Annotated in this window: 22 protein-coding genes; 5 read left to right on the plus strand and 17 right to left on the minus strand. The window is 48.9% G+C overall.

Features of this window, described 5'->3' with window-relative positions; translation table 11 throughout:
* Positions 1-151: 151 nt before the first annotated feature.
* Positions 152-565: a flagellar basal body-associated protein FliL gene (locus ACXAH4_RS05385; RefSeq protein WP_442858435.1), complete on the plus strand. Its 414-nt coding sequence runs from the start codon at positions 152-154 to the stop codon at positions 563-565.
* Here ACXAH4_RS05385 and glpG read toward each other — a convergent pair.
* From glpG to ACXAH4_RS05425, 8 genes are all read right to left on the minus strand, one after another.
* The gene (gene glpG, locus ACXAH4_RS05390) at positions 556-1,425 is read right to left on the minus strand and encodes a rhomboid family intramembrane serine protease GlpG (RefSeq protein WP_474849461.1); all 870 of its coding nucleotides are present in this window, start codon (positions 1,423-1,425) and stop codon (positions 556-558) included. The two genes, ACXAH4_RS05385 and glpG, sit on opposite strands and share 10 nt — an antisense overlap.
* 2 nt (positions 1,426-1,427) lie before the next feature.
* Positions 1,428-1,739 (minus strand): thiosulfate sulfurtransferase GlpE, encoded by a 312-nt coding sequence (gene glpE / locus ACXAH4_RS05395; protein ID WP_119499473.1) that lies wholly within the window; start codon positions 1,737-1,739, stop codon positions 1,428-1,430.
* Between the two features lie 9 nt (positions 1,740-1,748).
* The gene (gene tdh / locus ACXAH4_RS05400) at positions 1,749-2,771 is read right to left on the minus strand and encodes an L-threonine 3-dehydrogenase (RefSeq protein ID WP_474844124.1); all 1,023 of its coding nucleotides are present in this window, start codon (positions 2,769-2,771) and stop codon (positions 1,749-1,751) included.
* A complete protein-coding gene (locus ACXAH4_RS05405) occupies positions 2,771-3,964 on the minus strand; it encodes a glycine C-acetyltransferase (protein WP_474844125.1) in 1,194 nt (397 codons plus the stop codon). Before ACXAH4_RS05405 ends, tdh begins: the two co-directional genes overlap by 1 nt.
* Positions 3,965-4,109: 145 nt before the next feature.
* On the minus strand, positions 4,110-6,587 hold the full coding sequence (locus ACXAH4_RS05410; RefSeq protein WP_474881065.1) for a putative bifunctional diguanylate cyclase/phosphodiesterase: 2,478 nt from the start codon (positions 6,585-6,587) through the stop codon (positions 4,110-4,112).
* A gap of 1 nt (position 6,588) precedes the next feature.
* The gene (locus ACXAH4_RS05415) at positions 6,589-7,770 is read right to left on the minus strand and encodes a hypothetical protein (protein WP_474844127.1); all 1,182 of its coding nucleotides are present in this window, start codon (positions 7,768-7,770) and stop codon (positions 6,589-6,591) included.
* Positions 7,767-8,174, minus strand: a complete 408-nt coding sequence (locus tag ACXAH4_RS05420; protein WP_474844128.1) for a hypothetical protein — start codon at positions 8,172-8,174, stop codon at positions 7,767-7,769. The genes ACXAH4_RS05415 and ACXAH4_RS05420 overlap by 4 nt, the downstream gene beginning before the upstream one ends.
* 182 nt (positions 8,175-8,356) lie before the next feature.
* Positions 8,357-9,358 (minus strand): glycosyltransferase family 9 protein, encoded by a 1,002-nt coding sequence (locus ACXAH4_RS05425; protein ID WP_474881067.1) that lies wholly within the window; start codon positions 9,356-9,358, stop codon positions 8,357-8,359.
* Positions 9,359-9,451: 93 nt separating this feature from the next.
* On the opposite strand from ACXAH4_RS05425, the gene ACXAH4_RS05430 reads away from it, so the two are divergent.
* Positions 9,452-10,165 carry a 3-deoxy-D-manno-octulosonic acid kinase gene (locus tag ACXAH4_RS05430; RefSeq protein ID WP_303573157.1) on the plus strand — a complete coding sequence of 238 codons (714 nt, stop codon included), beginning with the start codon at positions 9,452-9,454 and terminating at the stop codon, positions 10,163-10,165.
* Between the two features lie 58 nt (positions 10,166-10,223).
* Complete coding sequence (coaD, locus tag ACXAH4_RS05435) at positions 10,224-10,709, plus strand: pantetheine-phosphate adenylyltransferase (RefSeq protein ID WP_474844130.1); 486 nt, start codon at positions 10,224-10,226, stop codon at positions 10,707-10,709.
* 89 nt (positions 10,710-10,798) lie between these two features.
* Here the strand turns inward: coaD and mutM are convergent, their stop codons facing one another.
* From mutM to radC, 9 genes are all read right to left on the minus strand, one after another.
* Positions 10,799-11,608 (minus strand): bifunctional DNA-formamidopyrimidine glycosylase/DNA-(apurinic or apyrimidinic site) lyase, encoded by an 810-nt coding sequence (gene mutM, locus ACXAH4_RS05440; protein WP_474844131.1) that lies wholly within the window; start codon positions 11,606-11,608, stop codon positions 10,799-10,801.
* Between the two features lie 13 nt (positions 11,609-11,621).
* Positions 11,622-12,215 (minus strand): hypothetical protein, encoded by a 594-nt coding sequence (locus ACXAH4_RS05445; protein WP_474849469.1) that lies wholly within the window; start codon positions 12,213-12,215, stop codon positions 11,622-11,624.
* 99 nt (positions 12,216-12,314) lie between these two features.
* Positions 12,315-12,470 (minus strand): 50S ribosomal protein L33, encoded by a 156-nt coding sequence (gene rpmG, locus ACXAH4_RS05450; protein ID WP_012516577.1) that lies wholly within the window; start codon positions 12,468-12,470, stop codon positions 12,315-12,317.
* 11 nt (positions 12,471-12,481) lie between these two features.
* Complete coding sequence (rpmB, locus tag ACXAH4_RS05455) at positions 12,482-12,718, minus strand: 50S ribosomal protein L28 (protein ID WP_119499464.1); 237 nt, start codon at positions 12,716-12,718, stop codon at positions 12,482-12,484.
* Positions 12,719-13,018: 300 nt separating this feature from the next.
* Positions 13,019-15,124 (minus strand): YjbH domain-containing protein, encoded by a 2,106-nt coding sequence (locus ACXAH4_RS05460; RefSeq protein WP_474881069.1) that lies wholly within the window; start codon positions 15,122-15,124, stop codon positions 13,019-13,021.
* Positions 15,121-15,852 carry a capsule biosynthesis GfcC family protein gene (locus tag ACXAH4_RS05465; RefSeq protein ID WP_474881070.1) on the minus strand — a complete coding sequence of 244 codons (732 nt, stop codon included), beginning with the start codon at positions 15,850-15,852 and terminating at the stop codon, positions 15,121-15,123. The genes ACXAH4_RS05460 and ACXAH4_RS05465 overlap by 4 nt, the downstream gene beginning before the upstream one ends.
* On the minus strand, positions 15,849-16,532 hold the full coding sequence (locus tag ACXAH4_RS05470) for a YjbF family lipoprotein (RefSeq protein ID WP_474844135.1): 684 nt from the start codon (positions 16,530-16,532) through the stop codon (positions 15,849-15,851). The genes ACXAH4_RS05465 and ACXAH4_RS05470 overlap by 4 nt, the downstream gene beginning before the upstream one ends.
* Before the next feature lie 104 nt (positions 16,533-16,636).
* Positions 16,637-16,996 (minus strand): hypothetical protein, encoded by a 360-nt coding sequence (locus ACXAH4_RS05475; RefSeq protein ID WP_474844136.1) that lies wholly within the window; start codon positions 16,994-16,996, stop codon positions 16,637-16,639.
* Between the two features lie 169 nt (positions 16,997-17,165).
* A complete protein-coding gene (radC, locus tag ACXAH4_RS05480; protein ID WP_119499460.1) occupies positions 17,166-17,843 on the minus strand; it encodes a RadC family protein in 678 nt (225 codons plus the stop codon).
* Positions 17,844-17,986: 143 nt separating this feature from the next.
* On the opposite strand from radC, the gene coaBC reads away from it, so the two are divergent.
* Positions 17,987-19,192, plus strand: coding sequence for a bifunctional phosphopantothenoylcysteine decarboxylase/phosphopantothenate--cysteine ligase CoaBC (gene coaBC, locus ACXAH4_RS05485; protein WP_474849473.1), 1,206 nt, complete (start codon positions 17,987-17,989; stop codon positions 19,190-19,192).
* A 106-nt stretch (positions 19,193-19,298) separates the two neighbouring features.
* A complete protein-coding gene (slmA, locus tag ACXAH4_RS05490) occupies positions 19,299-19,886 on the plus strand; it encodes a nucleoid occlusion factor SlmA (RefSeq protein ID WP_119499458.1) in 588 nt (195 codons plus the stop codon).
* Positions 19,887-19,907: the final 21 nt, after the last annotated feature.

Genomic DNA, 19,907 nt, shown 5'->3' on the forward strand with positions numbered 1-19,907 from the left:
TTGAAGATAACGGCCCTATCTTAGCATTGGTATAGCACTGAGCCCAAAGTCCTGTGCAAAGATACCCTATATTGCGGTGTTTATTTTGCGGCGTTTGCTAAACTACACTCATACTTGTAACGCGTTAACTGACTGAAATTCTGTATAGCCTATGAAAATGTTATCTCTTCGTGCATTCGCTGCGTTGTCATTACTTTGTAGCCTGCTGAGCTTTTCAAGCCATGCCCAGGATGCTCCGAACTACGGGTATTTAAGCCTGGAGCCGGACATTATTACTAATTACATTGGTCCTTCCGCGAAGAAACTTGGCTATGTGCGGGTCACGGTAGAATTAATGATAGACAGTGTGGATGTACTCGATATTGCAGAGCATCACCTGCCATTATTGCGTGCGACAGCCATCGAAATATTTGGTCAGCAACCGGAAGATAAAGTGAAATCGCTCACCGGACGGGAAGACATCCGGCTGGCGATTTTAAAGGCGCTGCAGGATCACATGCGTAAAGAGACCGGCGCCAGCATTGTAAAAGACGTCATCTTTACCAAGTATTTGTATCACAGCTGAGCCGGTTTGCGGCGGCCTGAGCCCAGTGCCAGTAACGCCGCCATCAAACAACCGCTGATAAGGCCGACAGTATGAGCCGTGTTGGCCATGTTCACCCACAGCACATCAGCATAGCCCAGCACCAGCCACACCAGCATGAAACCGACAATGGCTTTGGGAATGGATAATCCCCAGGACGGTCTCAGCCAGCCAATCCACCATACGAATCCGAGTACGGCATAAACCACACCGGACAAACCGCCGAAGGCAGGACCACTGACCACAGCCTGCGCGAGGTTTGATGCTATCGCGGAGACCACAAACACCAGCAGCAACATGGAGAAACCAAAGGTGCGTTCAATCTGCGCACCCAGCATGCTCCACCACAGCAGATTAAAGATAAAATGCAGGGCAGAGAAATGTATGAATGCAGGCGTAATCAGGCGCCAGTACTCATGGGTTTGCAGCAACTGTCCCACAGGCTGCATTTTCAGGTACTGACTGACAGTACCGAAGAAGCCGAGCCAGGATAGGGCATAAACCAGTGTACAGATGAACAGAACGGAGGCTGCGAACGGCGCAGTTTTCGCCCACGACAACAAATTGCCGATGCTGAGATTACCGGATTTCGAAGGATGTAATGCCACATGCTCACCGTTTTCCCAGGCAGCCTGCTGATATTTAGGATGGCCTGGCTGACGGATGAACTCTTCGCAAATTTCAGTCGCACGGCTAATGTCTCCGCCGTCAGCGAGTACAATAATGTACTCACCCTCTTTTTCAGAATCTGCAACCTGAGAAGGTAACTGCTGGCTGGTCAGATAATTCGCCAGCAGATGAGCGTAACTTTCATTGGTAATAGCAATTAACGGTGTACTCACGTTTATGCTGTCACCACATCCTGAGAGAGCTTCCACGCTTCAAAGCCGCCGTCCATGCTGTATACGGAATCGTAGCCCTGCTGCGCGATAACGTTAGCCGCCTGCTGGCTGCTGACGCCGTGATAGCACACCACCAGCACGGGTTTGTCTTTGGCAGTGTTTGTCAGAAATTCAGCGAAATTGTCATTACTGAGATGAAGAGCATCAGGCATGTGCCCTGTTGCAAAAGATTGCGGATCACGAATATCGACAACCGCAAACTCGCCGAGTCTGGCTGCTGCATCCTGTACGCTGATATGCTGAAATTCTGACATTGTTGATAACTACCAGTTAAGAATAACTTTTCCGGACTGCCCTGACCCCATGGTATCGAACCCTTTCTGAAAATCGTCGATACTGTACTGATGGGTAATAACAGGAGAAATATCCAGACCACTTTGTAACAGACTGGCCATTTTGTACCAGGTTTCAAACATTTCACGGCCGTAAATACCTTTAATGATTAAGCCTTTGAAAATCACCTGATTCCAGTCTACCGCCACATCAGTTGGCGGGATCCCCAGCATAGCAACCTTTCCGCCATTATTCATCTTATCTAACATGTCACGGAAAGCAGCAGGGACACCGGACATCTCAAGGCCCACATCGAAGCCTTCAGTCATGCCCAGTTCGTTCATGACATCTTTTAATGAGGTGGTACCCACGTTGACCGCACGGGTTGCCCCCATTTTTTCGGCCAGTTCAAGACGGTACGGATTTAAGTCAGTGATCACCACATGACGTGCACCAACATGCTTCGCGACTGCCGCAGCCATAATACCGATAGGACCGGCACCGGTAATCAGCACATCTTCACCGACCAGATCAAAGGACAATGCGGTATGTACAGCGTTACCGAACGGGTCGAAGATTGACGCCATATCATCGCTGATATTGTCAGGAATGCGGAATGCGTTGAACGCCGGAATCACCAGATATTCTGCAAAAGCACCGGCCCGGTTAACACCAACCCCTTCGGTATTCCGGCACAGATGACGACGCCCGGCACGGCAGTTACGGCAATGCCCGCAGGTGATATGGCCTTCACCGGACACTCTGTCACCAATTTTGAAACCGGCCACTTCCTGACCCATGCCCACAACTTCACCCACATATTCATGACCAACGACCATGGGTACAGGAATCGTTTTCTGAGACCACTCGTCCCAGTTATAAATATGCATGTCGGTGCCGCAGATAGCGGTTTTACGGATTTTAATCAGCAGATCATTGTGACCCACTTCCGGCTCTGCCGTATCCTGCATCCAGATCCCGGGTTCGCGGTGCGCTTTTACCAGTGACTTCATCAGATAACTCCTAACTCTTTACCCACTTCGATAAACGCATCGACAGCTTTATCTACATGCTCAATGGTGTGACCGGCTGACATTTGTGTGCGGATGCGGGCCTGACCTTTCGGTACGACGGGATAAGAGAAGCCCACAACATAAATACCTTTCGTCAGCATTTTTTCAGCCATTTCACTGGCCAGACGGGCATCACCTAACATAACCGGAATGATGGCGTGATCTTTACCCGCCAGAGTAAAGCCCGCTTCTTCCATGCGTGTACGGAAATGCACGGCGTTCTTCCACAGTTGCTCGCGCAATGCATGACCGTCAGCCATCATATCGAACACTTTCAGTGAGGCAGATACGATGGGAGGCGCGACGGAATTAGAAAACAGGTAAGGACGTGAGCGCTGACGTAACCATTCAACAATTTCTTTCTTGCCGGAGGTGTAACCGCCCGATGCTCCGCCAAGGGCTTTACCCAGCGTGCCGGTAATGATGTCAACGCGGCCAATTACGTCACAATATTCGTGGCTGCCACGACCATTTTCGCCAAGAAAACCGGTAGCGTGACAGTCATCAACCATCACCATCGCATCGTATTTGTCTGCAAGATCGCACACGCCTTTCAGGTTCGCGATAACACCGTCCATGGAAAACACACCGTCGGTGGCGATAATTTTAAACCGTGCGCCATCAGCAACGGCCTGCTTCAATTGCGCTTCGAGTGCGTCCATATCGTTATTCGCATAGCGATAACGTTTAGCTTTGGATAAGCGGACACCGTCGATGATGCTGGCGTGATTCAGTGCATCAGAAATGATCGCATCTTCCGGCCCGAGTAAGGTTTCGAATAAGCCGCCATTGGCATCAAAACAGGACGGGTACAAAATGGTGTCTTCGGTACCCAGAAAATCGCTGATTTTCCCTTCCAGTTGTTTGTGAATATCCTGCGTACCGCAGATAAAGCGCACCGACGCCATGCCAAAGCCATGACTGTCCAGGCCTTCTTTGGCTGCCGATACCAGATCCGGATGATTAGCCAGACCTAAATAATTGTTCGCGCAAAAGTTAATGACTTCACTGCCATCGTCGACGGCAATGTCAGCTTGCTGCTGTGAAGTAATAACCCGCTCATTTTTGTACAGACCTTCTTGTTTTACTTCTTCTATCTGCTCACGTAAATGCGTGATAAATGACTGTGACATGTTTCTCTCCGTCGTCGAAAACGCGTATTCTAATGGTTGGGTATTGATGGGTACAGCCTTGCTGTATCAAGGGTTCAAACCTGTAGACGGGGAGTGTAAATTTTTTCGCACACCTTTGCCCGGCATATGCGGATTATTTCTGAGCTCAAAACTCAAACTGATGCTGAGAACTGCCGGCGTTGCGTTTATCCACATTTTGCCAGCAGCCGTCTTTGACATTTTTCTCCAGCCGCTCCCAGAGTTGCGCTTCAGGAATGGGCGGGCTGATTAAATAACCCTGGGCCTGATGACAGTAAAACTCTCCCAGTTTGCCCAGTTGTTCCGGCGTTTCCACCCCTTCAGCTATCACGGTTCTTCCCAGACTTCTGACGAGGGCTATGGTAGATTCCACGATATTGGCATCTTCCGGATTATCCAGCATGCCGCTGATAAACGACTGATCGATCTTTACGTAATCTACAGGCAGGGATTTCAGGTAACTCAAGGACGAATAACCGGTCCCGAAGTCATCGATGGCCACCAGACACCCCATATCCTGCAAGGCTTTGCACACATCAATGGCGGAATCCATATCAGACACCAGCGCGGTTTCTGTCAGCTCCAGCTCCACTTTATCCGGAGCCAGTTCATAGAGCGCCAGTTGCTGGGCCAGAAAATTGGGCAGTGTGATGTCCGAAAACTGTGCAGCAGAGATATTAATTGCCATTTTCAGTTCACTGTAACCGCTTATATTCAGCTCATTGAGAATACGCAAAGAACGGGTGAGTACCCAGTAATCCAGTTCCAGCATAAACGGAGTATTTTCCAGCATGGGAATGAATTCTCCCGGGGAAATATATCCTTTTACCGGATGATACCAGCGGATAAGTGCTTCAAAACCCTCCAGACGAAAAGTATCAATACTGATTTGAGGCTGCAATGCCAGACTGAACTGGTTCTCTCGCAGCGCTACACGGGCTTCCCGTTCAAGTTCTACTTTACGCATGACCTTAATATTCATCGATGCATCGTAAAGTTTGAAAGAAGCACCTTTCAGTGCTTTGGCTTCATACATGGCAATGTCAGCATGCCGCAACAGCTCCATTGCCGTTGTTTCGGGCTGATTAGTGATGGCAACACCAATACTGGTAGACACGTAAAACGGCAGGGAATCTACCTGAATAGGCCGCGAAAACACGTTAATCACTGATTTCGCCACCGCTTCCACTTCGCTTTTATCACGGACTTTACTGAGTAAAATAACAAACTCATCTCCGCCAAAGCGCCCGACCAGGTCGTGTTCTCCCACAGCATTGGCTATACGCTCAGCGGCGGCATGAATTAATTTGTCGCCGACATCATGGCCGTGACTGTCATTGACCTTTTTAAAATCATCCAGGTCGAGAAATAACACCGCAGCCAGCCCCTGATCACGGGTGGCATTCACAATGTGTTTTTCAATCTGAAAGGTCATCATTGTGCGGTTTGGCAGGCCTGTCAGGCCATCGAACATGGCCATATTTTCAAGCTGGGCGTTCGAAGCTGCAATCTTTGAATCCTGTTCTTCCAGCCGTTCAGCAAGGTTGTGCGCCGTTTCTTCCAGCAAATCAAGTTCATCCGGGAACAGCTTGTCTTTCCATTGACGGCGAAAACTACTGCCGTGGGAAAACTCCTGATACCTGTGTTCTGCCAGTAACGGTAGCCGCTCCACCAGCTGAAGCAACTTGGTTTTATATTGGTGGATCAGTAACAGCAGCAAAATAGTAAAGAGAAAGAAAAGTGTGATGGCGGTACCAATGACCATGTTCTGGTAGGCGTTCACCGACTCAACAACCGCTGTTATATCGCGGATAAACAGAATGTAGTAATCCTGTTCAGACATAGGCAGCAAGCTTACCAGTAAGCGTTTCTTATCCTGTTTGACCAGCACGCCCCGTTCAACCATCCCTTCAGTGGTGGCATCAGAAGGTGTCGCTGCCAGTACAGTATTGACGATTTGTTGATTCTGATACGACAACTGACTGACAATTTTTAAATCAATATTGTCAGCGCTGTATCCTTCGTAGCGCACAATGGCAATTTTATAAGCGCTGGAGAACTGGGAAAGTGCTGCCAGAAGTTCACCGAAGCTGGAACTGAGCACCAGCACCGCGATTTGTTGATCTTCTGTCATGATGGGTGCGGTCACGTATCGGTAACACATCTCACGACAATCAAACCGGTTCTGCGGGCGAATTTGTTCCCGGGTATGTTGCTCCATTTCCGGAATGAACGCGGGCATTTTGTCACGGTTGCCGGTTATCAGCTTACCGTCTGCATTGAACAACCACATTTCACTGATTTGCAGGCTGACATTCAGCGCATCCTCGGACTCTTTCAAAGCATTTAGCAGTTCCTGCTCTGACAAGGTTTCGGTATGGCCCCAGCGGGAGAAAGTTTCCACCCAGACCAACAGCCGTACGGTAAACAACTCGTCCATCCATGCCATCTGACGCTGATTTTTGAGCTGGAAGTCTTTGTGCTGCTGCTCGATATTGCTTTGCGACTGCGCAATCAGCATTACCGCGATAGCGACTGTTACAGTAAGCATCATTGCAACAACAATGCTCAGTAATTTGGTGGTAACCGATACTTTAACTTTCATATCAGAACCAGTACATAACCTGTACTGCCCACATTCGCCAGTACTCGGCTGTGTCTGGTGTATTCTGAGGGCTGGGAATGCTTGTCAGCCGGCCAGCTCCGTTTACCCAGTGGTGTTCGGCCTGGATACGCCAGTTGGGCCTTGGATCCCACTGAACACCTACCGTAGCGGTTTTCTCATAGCCAAAATAAGCAGGAATGACACCGCCGGTTGCCGCTTCAAGCTTTTCACCATCACGGTCATTGCGGTCGGAGACATACATGTCGTATCCCAGCGTCAGGGTAAACTGAGAATTGAGCATGTAACGGATCTGCGCGTATCCCCCTTCCCCTTTATTTTCATCAAAGAAGGCTGGTGAATAGCCGCCGAAATCACGACTGTGATTACGCTGCAGCTCTGCATTAAACTCCCAGTTTTCCGCATAGTAAACCGCAGACAACGTATATAACCTGACAGTCCTTCCGCCCCCGAACAAGTTTTCCGTGGCTGAAGGGTGGTAGGTAAAGTCGGAATCCAGCCAGCTGGCGCCCAGTTGCCAGTCCAGTGACGGCGGCTGCCAGAACACACTGAACTGATGGGCATAGTCCTGCTTCAATTCTCCCTGTGCAAATTCGCCCAGCAACGCTTTTGTCTGATAGCTGCTCATGGGGGAACTGCCGTAACTCCAGTTTATCTTCAGATTTCCCTCGTCAGAGGAGCGGTACAATTGCAGTAACACTCCATCACTGCCCAGCGCTACATCACGGAAATTATCGAAATAAATGGATTGCGGCAGAATGATAGTAGAACGGGTTTGCGGCACATCCCGGGTGGCAGAATATAACCAGTGCGGACTTTTAAAACGGCCCAGGTTGATATTTGCGGTCCAGTTTTCCATATCCGGCAAACGCCAGTCGACAAACAAATAGTCAATTCTGGCACCGCGCTCATAGCGATTGCCGCCATCCAGATAAACAGCCTGCCCGACCACAGCAAGGGAGGCGTTCATATCGTAGCGCATGTTTATTCCCAACTCAGTGAGGTCAAAGCTGATTTCATCATCTTCATGGATAAAGTCGCTGTCGATTGACTGGCTTATTCCCTGAGAGAGAAACCCGTGCCAGCTGAACGCATCTTCAGCCAGGCAGTCCCCGGCGACCAGTGCGGAGAAGAAAAATACAAAAATGGCAGGAAAAGACTTCATGGTACGATAACCTCCCTGACGTCCTGCGACCAGGTTCCCTGATACGCATAACCGACGGCGCCCGGCGTGCTGGCTACGGCTTCCAGCACTTCAGTTTGAGTAGCGAGAGTCTGAGGCCGCTCTCCCTGACCGGAATAAATGATTTGATTCCACAGCCTTTCCAGCTGATAGGGAAACATTTTCAGCACTTGCCGGCAAAAGTCCCGGTGAGCATCTGAATTTGATTCCAGCACATACACCGTAATTTTTGTGCCATCGGGCCAGTACTGTTTGCGGGCTGAAAAAATATCGCGCACTTCACTGCGGGTAAGTTGATGTTGCTGAACATTTTTATTCAGAATCACTGCCGCTTCAGAAGCATGGGCTGAAAAAGTGATACACAGAATAATGCAGGCTACAAGCATCCGTAGCAGCGGGAGACCCTGTCTGGTCGCAACGTCCTGGCGGAAGAAAATGAGCAAATGACACCTCATCCTTAAAGAAACGTGTCTGATAGAATTTTGCGTATATACAGTGTAGAGGGTTCTGGCCATTTTGCGTGATTTTTTTTGAGGAAAATCACATTCATACAAAATGACCAATAAATCTACAGCAACTGGTCAACCATTTGAATAACACTGGCCGTTGAAATACGGGACATCAAGTCCGGTCCTTTTGCTCTTGTTCCCCAGGGCAGTGATTCCCATGATTTACCAGTTTGCTCTTTAATACACTCATCGTAAACCGACACGACGTGCTGTAAATCATTGTACGGACCGGTCCGGCGGGGATTAGAGTGGGCGTATAAACCGATAACCGGAGTGCCGGCCATTGTTGCCATATGCGCAGGGCCGGTATCCGGTGCGATCACCAGTGATGCCCGCTCAAGCACAGCCAGCATATCGTGCAATGATGTTTTACCTACAAGATCACGGGCGATATGACTGGTGCAACGTAAAATGGCATCGGCAAGTTGCCGGTCAACCGGCCCGGGGCCACCGCACAGTATCACAGGAATGCCTTTTTCATGCAGGTGGTCAGCAACCGCCGCATAGCGCTCAGGTAACCAGTTTCGTTCAGCTTTGCTTGCTGCAGGGCTGATTACCGCAAAACGGCCATATTCTTCTGCCAGTTCTGCGGCAAATTCAAAAGCACTTTCAGGCAGGGGTAAATCCCACTCAGGCTTTCCGGCAGGAGGCAGACCAAGTGCGTCGCCGAAATCCATGAAGCCGTCCAGAACATGCGCATGCTGCCTCGCTTTAACCCTTTTATTGGCAAACAGCCAGTGAAGCTCTTTGCTTCGGGCCCAGTCGAAGCCGATCCTCTCACGGGCCTTGATAACCCTTGAAGCCAGATTCGCTCTTAATGCCACCTGCATCATCAGCAATGCATCAAAATATTCTCCGCTGACGGCTTCGCGCAGGGCATTAACGGCCTGTTTGCCCTGCTTTTTATCGAACACGATAAAACGGACGTCCGGCAACATTTTCATCAGCTCATATTCAATTTTTCCGATGACCCAGGTTAACTCTGCATCCGGCCAGTGTTGTTTTATCCGATGGACTAACGCCGCCGCGTGGCAGACATCGCCAATAGCAGACAACCTCATCAAACAAATCTTTTTCTTCAAGGACCCACCTCTAAAGCTGAAAACTGTGAAATTTTCATTACAATGACCAATTTACCACATTAACGATGTAGCATGGCGATAAAACAAGTGTCAGCAGGCAGTCACCATATCCTGATCTGCGCAGATGAATATCCGCAAATTACACCGCAGTGGTTTGACCCGCAATGGTGGCAGGAAAAAGGTGCTGTTACCGGTCAGGCGAAAGGCCGGGGGACCACGTTATTTCTGGACGTAGATGGAGATGCGCTTGTGCTGCGCCATTATCGTCGCGGCGGATTACCGGGCAAATTGCTTGACGACCAGTATGTGTTTGGCGGACTTGAGGCAACACGTCCCTTTAAAGAACTTCGTTTGCTGTCAGCCATGCGGGACCAGGGTTTGAACGTACCCCGCCCGGTGGCAGCACATGTACAGCGTAGTGGTCTGGTATACCGGGGGGATTTAATTACCGCAATGATTCCTGAAAGTCAGGATCTGCATGCTGTGCTATGCCGCCAACCGTTACCGGAAGATAAATGGTTTGCTACAGGTGTTGCCGTAGCCAGAATGCACCGTGCCGGTGTGTACCATCACGATTTGAATGTGAGAAACGTGATGATAGATAGTCGGGAAGAAATCTGGATCATTGATTTTGATCGCTGTGACTTCCGCGCCGGCGATAAATGGAAAACCCGAAACGTGGCGCGTTTTTTACGCTCACTGGTTAAAGAAAAAAATAAGCATGCCGGATTTCACTGGCAGCAAAGCGACTGGAATGCCTTTCTTGAGGGCTTGCAATCTGTGTGATTGAAAGTCAGCCCGCAGACAGGTAATTTCGTTATCTCTACAGAAAAGAAGACACACTATGCACACACGAGCCATTTACCCGGGCACTTTTGACCCGATAACAAACGGGCATGCAGATTTAATCGAGCGTGCTTCCCAAATGTTTTCACATGTCATTGTGGCTATTGCGTCAAACCCCAGCAAAAAGCCACTTTTCTCGCTGGAAGAACGGGTGGAGATGATTCGTGAAGTCACCAAAGACTTACCTAACGTAGAAGTTCGTGGCTTTACCGGACTGCTCGCCGCGTTCGCGGATGAGATTAACGCTACGATACTTATCCGTGGTTTGCGGGCGGTGTCGGACTTCGAGTACGAATTTCAACTGGCGAATATGAACCGCCGCCTGAATCCGAAGCTGGAAAGTGTGTTCCTGACCCCGGCAGAAGAAAACTCGTTTATCTCATCCACGCTGGTCAAAGAAGTTGCTTTGCATAAGGGTAAAGTGACTGACTTTTGTCATCCTGTCGTGGAAGAAGCGCTGAAGCAGCGCTTTCACGGTAAGTGATAGTTTGCAGAATGTGATGAACCGTCTGCCGCAGAGATGCGGCAGTCAGAACCCGCTGGATGGATTTACGCCGTATTTCTCAATGAAAGCTATTTCTGGCAGTCAGGACAGTAAAAGGTATTGCGCTGTCCAATCACCACGCTTTTGATTTCACTGCCACACACTTCGCACTCCTTTCCGGCACGGCCATAGACTCTTAAATGCTGGGCGAAATAGCCCGGATTGCCGTCGCTCTGAGCAAAATCTTTCAGTGTAGTACCGCCCTGTTCAATGGCTATTGCCAGCACTTCTTTAATGGCGTCTGTCAGCAGGACATAACGTTTTGCGCTTACCCGTCCGGCTGCACGGCGCGGGTCGATACCCGACATAAACAGCGCTTCATTGGCATAGATATTCCCGACTCCCACTACCACGTCATTATCCATGATGAAGGTTTTCACCGGGCTCTTTTTCCCTTTGGCCAGTTCCACCAGCCGTTGCGCATCAAAATCGTCTGTAAGCGGCTCAGGCCCCAGTTTCAGAAGCAGTTTATGCATCTCACCTGTCGGCTGCCATAAACAGGCTCCGAAGCGTCTGGGATCGTTAAAACGCAAGCATTTACCGCTTTTGAGCACAATGTCGATATGGTCGTGCTTAACCGGCGGATGCGTGGCGTCAATCACACGTAATTTTCCGGACATGCCCAGATGCAGCACAATCTCTCCGTTGCCGGTATCTATCAATAAATATTTCGCCCGCCTGCGGATGTTGCGGATCTCACATCCCTCAGCTTTAAAAATATCATCCGGAACAGGCCAGCGAAGCCGCTTGTCACGCACAATGATTTTACTGATTGTCTGATTCATCAGCCAGGGCGAAATGCCGAGGCGGCTTACCTCAACTTCAGGTAATTCAGGCATAGAACATTACTTCCTATTGATCCCAGGGTAGTAAACCGGTGAGTGTAGCATCACTCAGGCGGTACCAGGCATTCTCTGTTTTCACCAGCGTTTTATCTTGTTGGGGATAAAAGGCAAACACCAGGCCGTCAGACTGGCCGGCCAGCCACACCACTGCTACCAGAGGCTCAGTTTGCGGCTCCGCCGACATTTCTACAGGCTGCAACGTTGCTGAACGCCAGGCGCTGATTTGCTGCGCGGGAGTAGTGACAATCTCCGGGTCCGGAGACACCTGCCGCCACCCCTGTCCGTTTCTGACCAGCTGGCTCTGCCCCTGCTCTATTTTTAACACATAAGCGTCTTGCGGGATCAACGGCACCACGGCGGGCGCTTTTGCCGATGGCAAAAATGTATCCAGATTGAACAAGGCAATCATCAGCAACATAGAAAATATCACTACGTTGTTCATACCGCGCTGTGAAAGAAAAGCCATAAAGTTACTCACTAAAGAAACCGGAAAGGCTCCTACACCTGCTGTCAGCGCCCGTTCAGAAACACGGCGTAAACCCATCCATGGGGCCTCGGCTGCCGCATCCCTGCGGCAGACGGTTTCTGAACGGGCGCTCACTCCGGTGTTGCGCCTTTTCCGGTAAGATTAACGCACTGGAGGCTAAACGCAAAAAACCCGGCAAAAGCCGGGTTTTCGTGGAGACAAAAGCAAGTTTTATTACTTGATTTTTGCCTCTTTGAACATAACGTGCTTACGCACAACGGGATCGTATTTTTTGATCTCCATTTTGCCAGGCATGTTACGCTTGTTTTTGTCAGTGGTGTAGAAGAAACCTGTACCTGCTGAAGAAACTAATTTAATTTTATCACGCATTGTCGGCTTCCTTAGATTTTCTCACCACGGGCACGAAGATCAGTCAGAACTGAATCGATACCCTTTTTATCGATGATACGCATGCCTTTAGCAGACAGACGCAGTTTAACAAAACGGTTTTCGCTCTCAACCCAAAAACGGTGAGTTTGAAGATTTGGCAAAAAGCGACGACGAGTCGCATTGCGCGCGTGCGAACGGTTATTACCAACCGCTGGACGCTTACCAGTAACTTGGCATACTCTTGACATTGTATTTGTCTCCAGAACTACAAAACTGTCGCGCCAATCGATCCCACCTAATAAGTATTCCGGGTCAGTTGACGATATTACGATAAATTAGAGGGCGCATTTTATACAGCAAACAGACGCAGATTTCAATAAAAAAGGCTAAAAACCTTCTTTTCTTCGCGACATTTTTTACGCTAACTCATTTTTTAGCCGCGCGCAGACCATGAAAATTCATCCGTCACGCACAATCGGGGGCGCATAATACCACCTAAAATCGATCCTGTAACGATCTGATCGCAGATCTTTTACTCAATGATCAGATCAATCCAGGAATGACGATCGCGCATTCGTGAAATCAATCAGTCTCGCCGGCCGTCTTAACATTTGTCCGCCATCACGTGAAATCGGGATCCAGGGGAACGTACCACGCCCTTTCGCCGGCTTCAGCGTAAATAAATCCAGCGGCACGGAAATATAGAAACCTTTGGTAAAGCTTCCTTCTCCGTACTCTTCTGACGATACATCGGTAAATGCAGCATACGCTCCCACCACAATACCGCTGTCGAAGCGCTTGGCGAAATCGATATTCACCCCTTTGTCTTTAGCAAGGAACTGTCCGGCGCTCACCGTCAGCATGGTGTCATCCAGAAACTCAGGTTCCCAGTAAGCACTGATGTGGCCGGTGAAGGCTGTATAGTCCAGGAAACTGAACTGATCATCATAATCACGCTGCTTAACGTAATTTACGTCCACACCAAACGCCAGAGAACTGTCTACAGGACGCCAGAGAACTTCACCACCAGCACCGCCGTACATGGTCTCCAGGTAACCACCGTAAGCCTGGGCGAAGAAATCGTTGCCAAGGCTGTCATTCCACTGCATGAAGGCGGTATCAACCCACAAGTCATTTTCCACATATTCACGCACGTAGGTTCGTACACGGGGAAGGGTTGATGTATCCTGGTCAACGGTAAAGCTGAACTTGTCGAAGTTATCGAAGAGTGTGGCGCGGATACTGGAAATTGCGGTCCAGTTCTGGTTTATCGCATAGCCGCCACTCAGGATCAGGCCGCCCTGATAAAGATAAAAATCTTCCGGGTTACCGAATGTCTGGGTATAGAAGAAGTCGACAGAATGGAACAATCCGCTGGTTTTTTCCGGGTCGTACTTATCGAGTACATTGTCTTCCGGCGCCTGTCGTGTGTATGTCTGCTTAATATCTGCTTCGATATCTTCGTATTTAGCAGCCACTTTAAATGCATCCGCATCAATGACAGTATCCACCAGCGGTAAACGACCGGCATTTTCGACGATATGGTAAGACTTCACCGATTCAGGCAACTCAGACGCAGCAATACGCCCAATACGCTCAGCCGCTTCATTTTTATCACGGTATGCAATCTGATTACCGTAGAAAATGGCTTTGTCTTCTTCAATAGAGGCATCAGAAAGAATAAAGCCGCCATCAAATGCCAGGTCACGGTATAAACGGCGCTTATTAACGGAATCCACACCTGCAGCAGGTTTTGACTGCACGATATCTCTTGGCGGCTTATCTATTTTCACCTGTTTAGCGGTATTCATATTGAAGTGATAAGTCACACCAAATCCGAATGTATTTCCGCGCTGATAGTTTGCAGAGAAGTCGAATCCTTTCCAACGGTACACGGCACCGATGTTAAAGCGGGTATCCTGCTCCAGTGCACCCGCGCGGTCATTGGTATAATTGTTTCCTTCGTATTCCAGCTTTAGGCGCAGAGGCTCCCAGGGAGTCTGATACTCAATACCACCAAATACAGCCATAGGGCCTTTGAAGAATTGCTGATAGTCAACTTTACCGCCCCGGCCGGAGAATCCGGCTGGTCTGTCGCAGTAACTGTCTTTCAGCTTACAGAAAGGATTAGTAATATCGTCAGCGGTGCCCATATAACCCCAGCCAAGGCCAAGGTGAAAGTCGAACGGCCCCCAGGCTTTTGATGCTGTGACATATTCGCTTTCGAAAAAACCGGTGCCACCAAAGTCACGGAAACCCAGCGACACTTCAGGGAAATAAAACCCTTCTTTCAATAATCTGAATTTTACATCCAGACCTTTGTCTTTCAGCGTTTGATCACCACTGAAACTTGGTACATCGCTGTAAAGCCGGGTACGTACGTCGGTATAGCGGGCAGTGGCCTGCATCCAGTCGTACAACTGTAAATTCACCGACCAGAACCGGTATTCCTGATTGTCGGTGTAATTAATAAATAAGTCACCTTCCTCACCCATTCGCGAAGTCGGTGTCTGAATCAGTCCGGTTCCGCCCTGCACCATCTGTGAAGGCTGAACCTGCAGTGTTACGCTGTCATTACTCATCGCAGCACTACTAAAACAGGCTGCAGCAACAGCTATCGCAGAACGTGTGTGCGTTTCTTTAAATTTCATCATGGCAGCACCCTATGAACAGCAAGACTGGCCACTTTTTCATTTAAATCATCAACGTCAGGCGATAACAACCAGGTAAACAACGGCACGTAAATTTGACTGCCGGGCATGACTTGAGAATAAGATTTCCCCCAGTACGCGATATTCTGTTTAGTGATTTCTCCGCGGGGGGAAATAACATACACATAATCAGGGTCGGCATAGCCTCTCAGGTTCACCCCTTCAGCGTAATCTGCCGGCGTACTCTGATTGCGGTATTCATATGACCCCGGCGTTTTCACCATGCCACTGAGCCACACGGTATCCGGTCTGCCGGTAAGGTAAATGGCGTAATTCCCATCCTGAAGCATAGGATTTTGCTTCACGTCAAGCCGGGCCGCGTTCCGGTTCAACTTTACAGGCAGGCGTTTTGCCAACGTCCAGTTTTCTACCTGTCTTTTAAGGGCGTTCAGTGCAATCGCTTTATCGTCGTTCACACTTAAATCTACAGCTACCGCATCAATGGACTGCAACACGTCTTTGCGCATGGCTTCAACGTCTGCAGTGTTCTCGCTGTAAATAGCACAGGCGGGCCAGTACCAGTCGCCATTTTTTGCGGTTGTCTGCAAAATAAGAGACAGCCTGACCGGATTCAGATAACGGTACTGCTGACCGTTTACTTTTACATTCACCGATGCCAGCGTGGATGCACTGAATAATGAGATAATGATTAGCGCCAACAATCCTTTCATGGCTTCACCTCCTGACCATCAATCAGTCGCTGGGCACGGCTCAGATACGTCATGGTAATTAACTCTCCGGCCGGCGATAACAGTTGTTCAGATTTCAGCATTTCACCACTTTTATCATCAAACCAGTAACGGTTTACCCACTGTGTCCCCGTTTCATAAAAAGGGCTGGCGCCGTTAAAATTGACTGTTTGTTCAACCAGATACACAGAAAATTCATAATCCATAATCGTTAACTGACTTGCCTCACTGCGCTGCCAGACAGTTTGTACATCCAGTCCGTAGCCATAATTTTCAACGTCCACCAGATAATCCCATGACAACGCTGCCCCAGTTGGATCAAACAGTGGATTAGCCAAAAGATCTGAGTGATAAATTAAATCGTTTGCGAGCCCGTGGGTTTCGGTAATCACGCCCTTCTGCATAGAAAGTAAGGCATGATCAGCGGATACCCAGGTTTGTGTTTCACCTTCGATATAGGCCAGCGCCATGATGATCTGCACACGATCACCATGTTTAACGGCCATTAAATCCGCTTTGCTTTGTCTCAGAGTTTCAGAGGAAACGGTGTTGTCAGATTGCGTGAAGGCCAGTTTGAGCGTGTCGTAATAAGCTTTATTCGTGCTGGAACAACCGCTGACCAGTGCTAGGGCGAACAGAGAAGAAAGAATCCTGCGGAACATATTCCTAAACATCTTATTAGTAAAGCGATGAAAAAACGGCGGGGTACACCAGAAATAAAAAAGCCGCTCCGGTTAAGGGGCGGCTTTCAAAATACATTCAGAACTTACTGAGGTGCGTAAGTATAAGTTACTGTGATAGGAGTAGTAACTGTAATAGTTTGCGTACCAGATACAGTAACAGTGTCAGTTACTGTAGTTGTTGAGCCAACACATACACCGTCAACCAGCTCGTCACCATCGTTACAAGTTGGATCTGGATCTACAACGCCATCGTCCAGGTCAGCTGAACCACGGTTGTTGCTCACGATTGCGCCTAATACGCCCAGGCCGATAACACCAGTAGCGATAGAACCGGCAGTCAAGCTACCAGTAGCTCCAGTGGAACCTTCCCCAGAATTGTCTTGTGCAACAGCACCAAAAGCCATGGTTGCACCGATGACCAATGAAATTAATGACTGTTTCATAATTGTCCTTTATTAAAAATCCACCGACGCACTATCCTAAAGCATTTGTCACTAAGTGACTACTCTCCAGGCATAATTTGGTCGTAAAAAATATACGTTTCACATGCTCGTCGCATGGATCGCCGACGATCTGTCAGGATCGTAGACTTCAGTATAGCAAGGTTCAAAATTACATCAATCCTTTCTGTGCTAAAGAAAACACAGAATTATCTCCCACGATAAAATGATCTAACACACTGACATCAATAAGATTGAGCGCATGTTTTACATCCCGGGTGAGACGAATATCGGCATCGCTGGGATCTGATACGCCGGAAGGATGGTTATGGACCAGAATGACCGCAGCGGCGTTGTCATCAATGACCTGCTTCACGATCTCACGGGGATAAACGGCTGCCGCATTCAATGTGCCTGTGAAAAGTGTTCTGAAGGCAATAAGATGGTGCTGACTGTTAAGGCACATAATTGCAAAGTGCTCTTTGTATTCATGACGCAAGGATGCCAGCAGGAAGGCTTCAACATCACTGACATGATTAAAAACCGATCTCGATTTCAACGGGGTTTCCAGCACTCTGCGGGATATTTCCGATACTGCGGCAATTTGTGCATAACGCATATCGCCTACCCCTTTGATATCACATAAACGGGCTTTTTTTGCACACACTACTTCCCGCAGAGAACCGAACTCGTCCAGTAGATTCCGCGCGATACACAACGCCCCTGCACCACCCATACCGCTGCCAAATAACACTGCCAGCACTTCAGCATCAGAAAGTGCTGCCACGCCCTTTTCAAACAACTTTTCCCTCGGCCTTTCAGCCAGCGGCCATGTTTTTAACCCGGTCATATCTGTTCCTTTATCATACGGAACAACAGCCTACGCTTTAACAAACAAGCTCACTACTGGCTGCAATGCCAGATCGCTCTGTCTACCGGTAACAGAAAACATCTGGTAGGCTTACCGCAATCTTATTGTCTGAAAAATGCACTATGCACTTATTCAATAAAAAAATTCTTCTGGGTGTTACCGGCGGTATTGCTGCCTATAAAACACCGGATCTGGTAAGAAAACTGAAAGCGCAGGGCGCTGACGTAAGAGTGGTACTGACACGTGGTGCAACAGAATTTGTCAGTTCATTATCGTTACAGGCGGTTTCCGGCCATCAGGTTCACAGCGAGTTGCTGGACGAGCAGGCTGAAGCCGGAATGGGTCATATCGAACTGGCGAAATGGGCCGATGTTTTATTGATTGCACCGGCCACGGCGCACTGCATGGCTAAACTGGCGCATGGCCTGGCGGATGACCTGCTTTCAACATTATACCTCGCAACCACAGCTCAGGTTTTCATTGCTCCTGCCATGAATCAGCAAATGTGGCAGGCACGGGCAACGCAGGATAACCTGCAAAAATTGCAACTTCGTGCCATCCGTTTCATAGGGCCGGCAGCAGGCGAACAGGCATGTGGCGATGTGGGACCGGGCAGAATGGAAGAACCGGAACTTATCGTATCTGCATTAGCCAGTGCCCTGACCGGTAATAAGCTGGAAGGTAAAAAAGTTGTCATTACTGCGGGACCAACCAGAGAGCCCATTGACCCGGTCAGATACTTATCAAATCACAGCAGTGGCAAAATGGGATACGCCGTAGCACAGGCTGCGGCTGAGCAGGGCGCAGAGGTTGTGCTGGTGTCCGGCCCGGTTTCCCTGACAGTACCACCCGGGGTAAAACGCATCAGTGTGCAAACTGCTGATGATATGCTCGAAGCAGTCATGAGTGAGATCAACTCAGCGCAAATCTTCATTGCAGCGGCAGCCGTTGCCGATTATCGTATTAATCATCAGGCAGAAAATAAGATTAAAAAATCTGATGATAAGTTAACACTTACTTTTGTTAAAAACCCTGATATTCTTAAGACTGTAGCAGCATTACCCTCTCCACCATTTACGGTAGGTTTTGCTGCTGAAAGCCAGAATGTGGAAGCTTATGCACGGGGCAAATTAGAAAATAAAAACCTCGACATGATTGCTGCGAATGACATCACCCTGGAAGGGCTTGGCTTTAACAGTGACGAAAATGCGCTGCATGTCATCTGGAAAGAGGATGACTTAAAGTTGCCTCCGGCGAATAAAACAGAGTTAGCCAAATCGCTAATCGCGCTGGTTGCAAAACAATATAATGATAAACAATCAAATTAATGGTCTGCCGGTCGATAAACCGACATAAGATAATCAAAAACACAGACCAGTTTAAAATGGAACCGGGATTGAGAACTGATCCTGAAGCAGAGGAAACACTCGCCTTATGCCTGCTGTAAAGAAAACAAACCGCCGGGCCCAGATACTTCAAGCACTGGCCGGCATGCTGGAAACGCACCAGGGCCAGCGCATCACAACCGCGAAACTCGCTGAAAAGGTGGGTGTATCAGAAGCGGCACTTTATCGTCACTTCCCGAGCAAAGCCCGGATGTTCGAAGGGCTCATCGAATTTATTGAAGAAACGTTATTCTCCCGTATCAATAAAATTCTGAACGAGGAAAAGGATTCAGCAGCACGGTGCCAGCTCATTTTGCACTTGTTACTGGGCTTTGCAGAGAAGAATCCCGGCATAACCCGCATCCTGAATGGCGATGCCCTGATGGGTGAACAGGACCGGTTGCGTGCACGGATTGCCAAGTTATTCGAAAGGCTGGAAACCCAACTGAAGCAAATTTTGCGTGAACGCAAGTTACGGGAAGGTAAAACGCTGGCTGCAGACGAAGGTGTAGTAGCTAATATGATGATTTGTTATGTCGACGGCCGGATAAACCAGTTCATTCGCAGTGGTTTCACCCGCAAGCCTACTGAGCAGTTCAACGAACAATGGCAGATGTTCAGACAGGTCTTTATCTGATTTGTCTGTACCGGAAATACA

This window comes from Alteromonas sp. ABV2_168 (assembly GCF_056161165.1).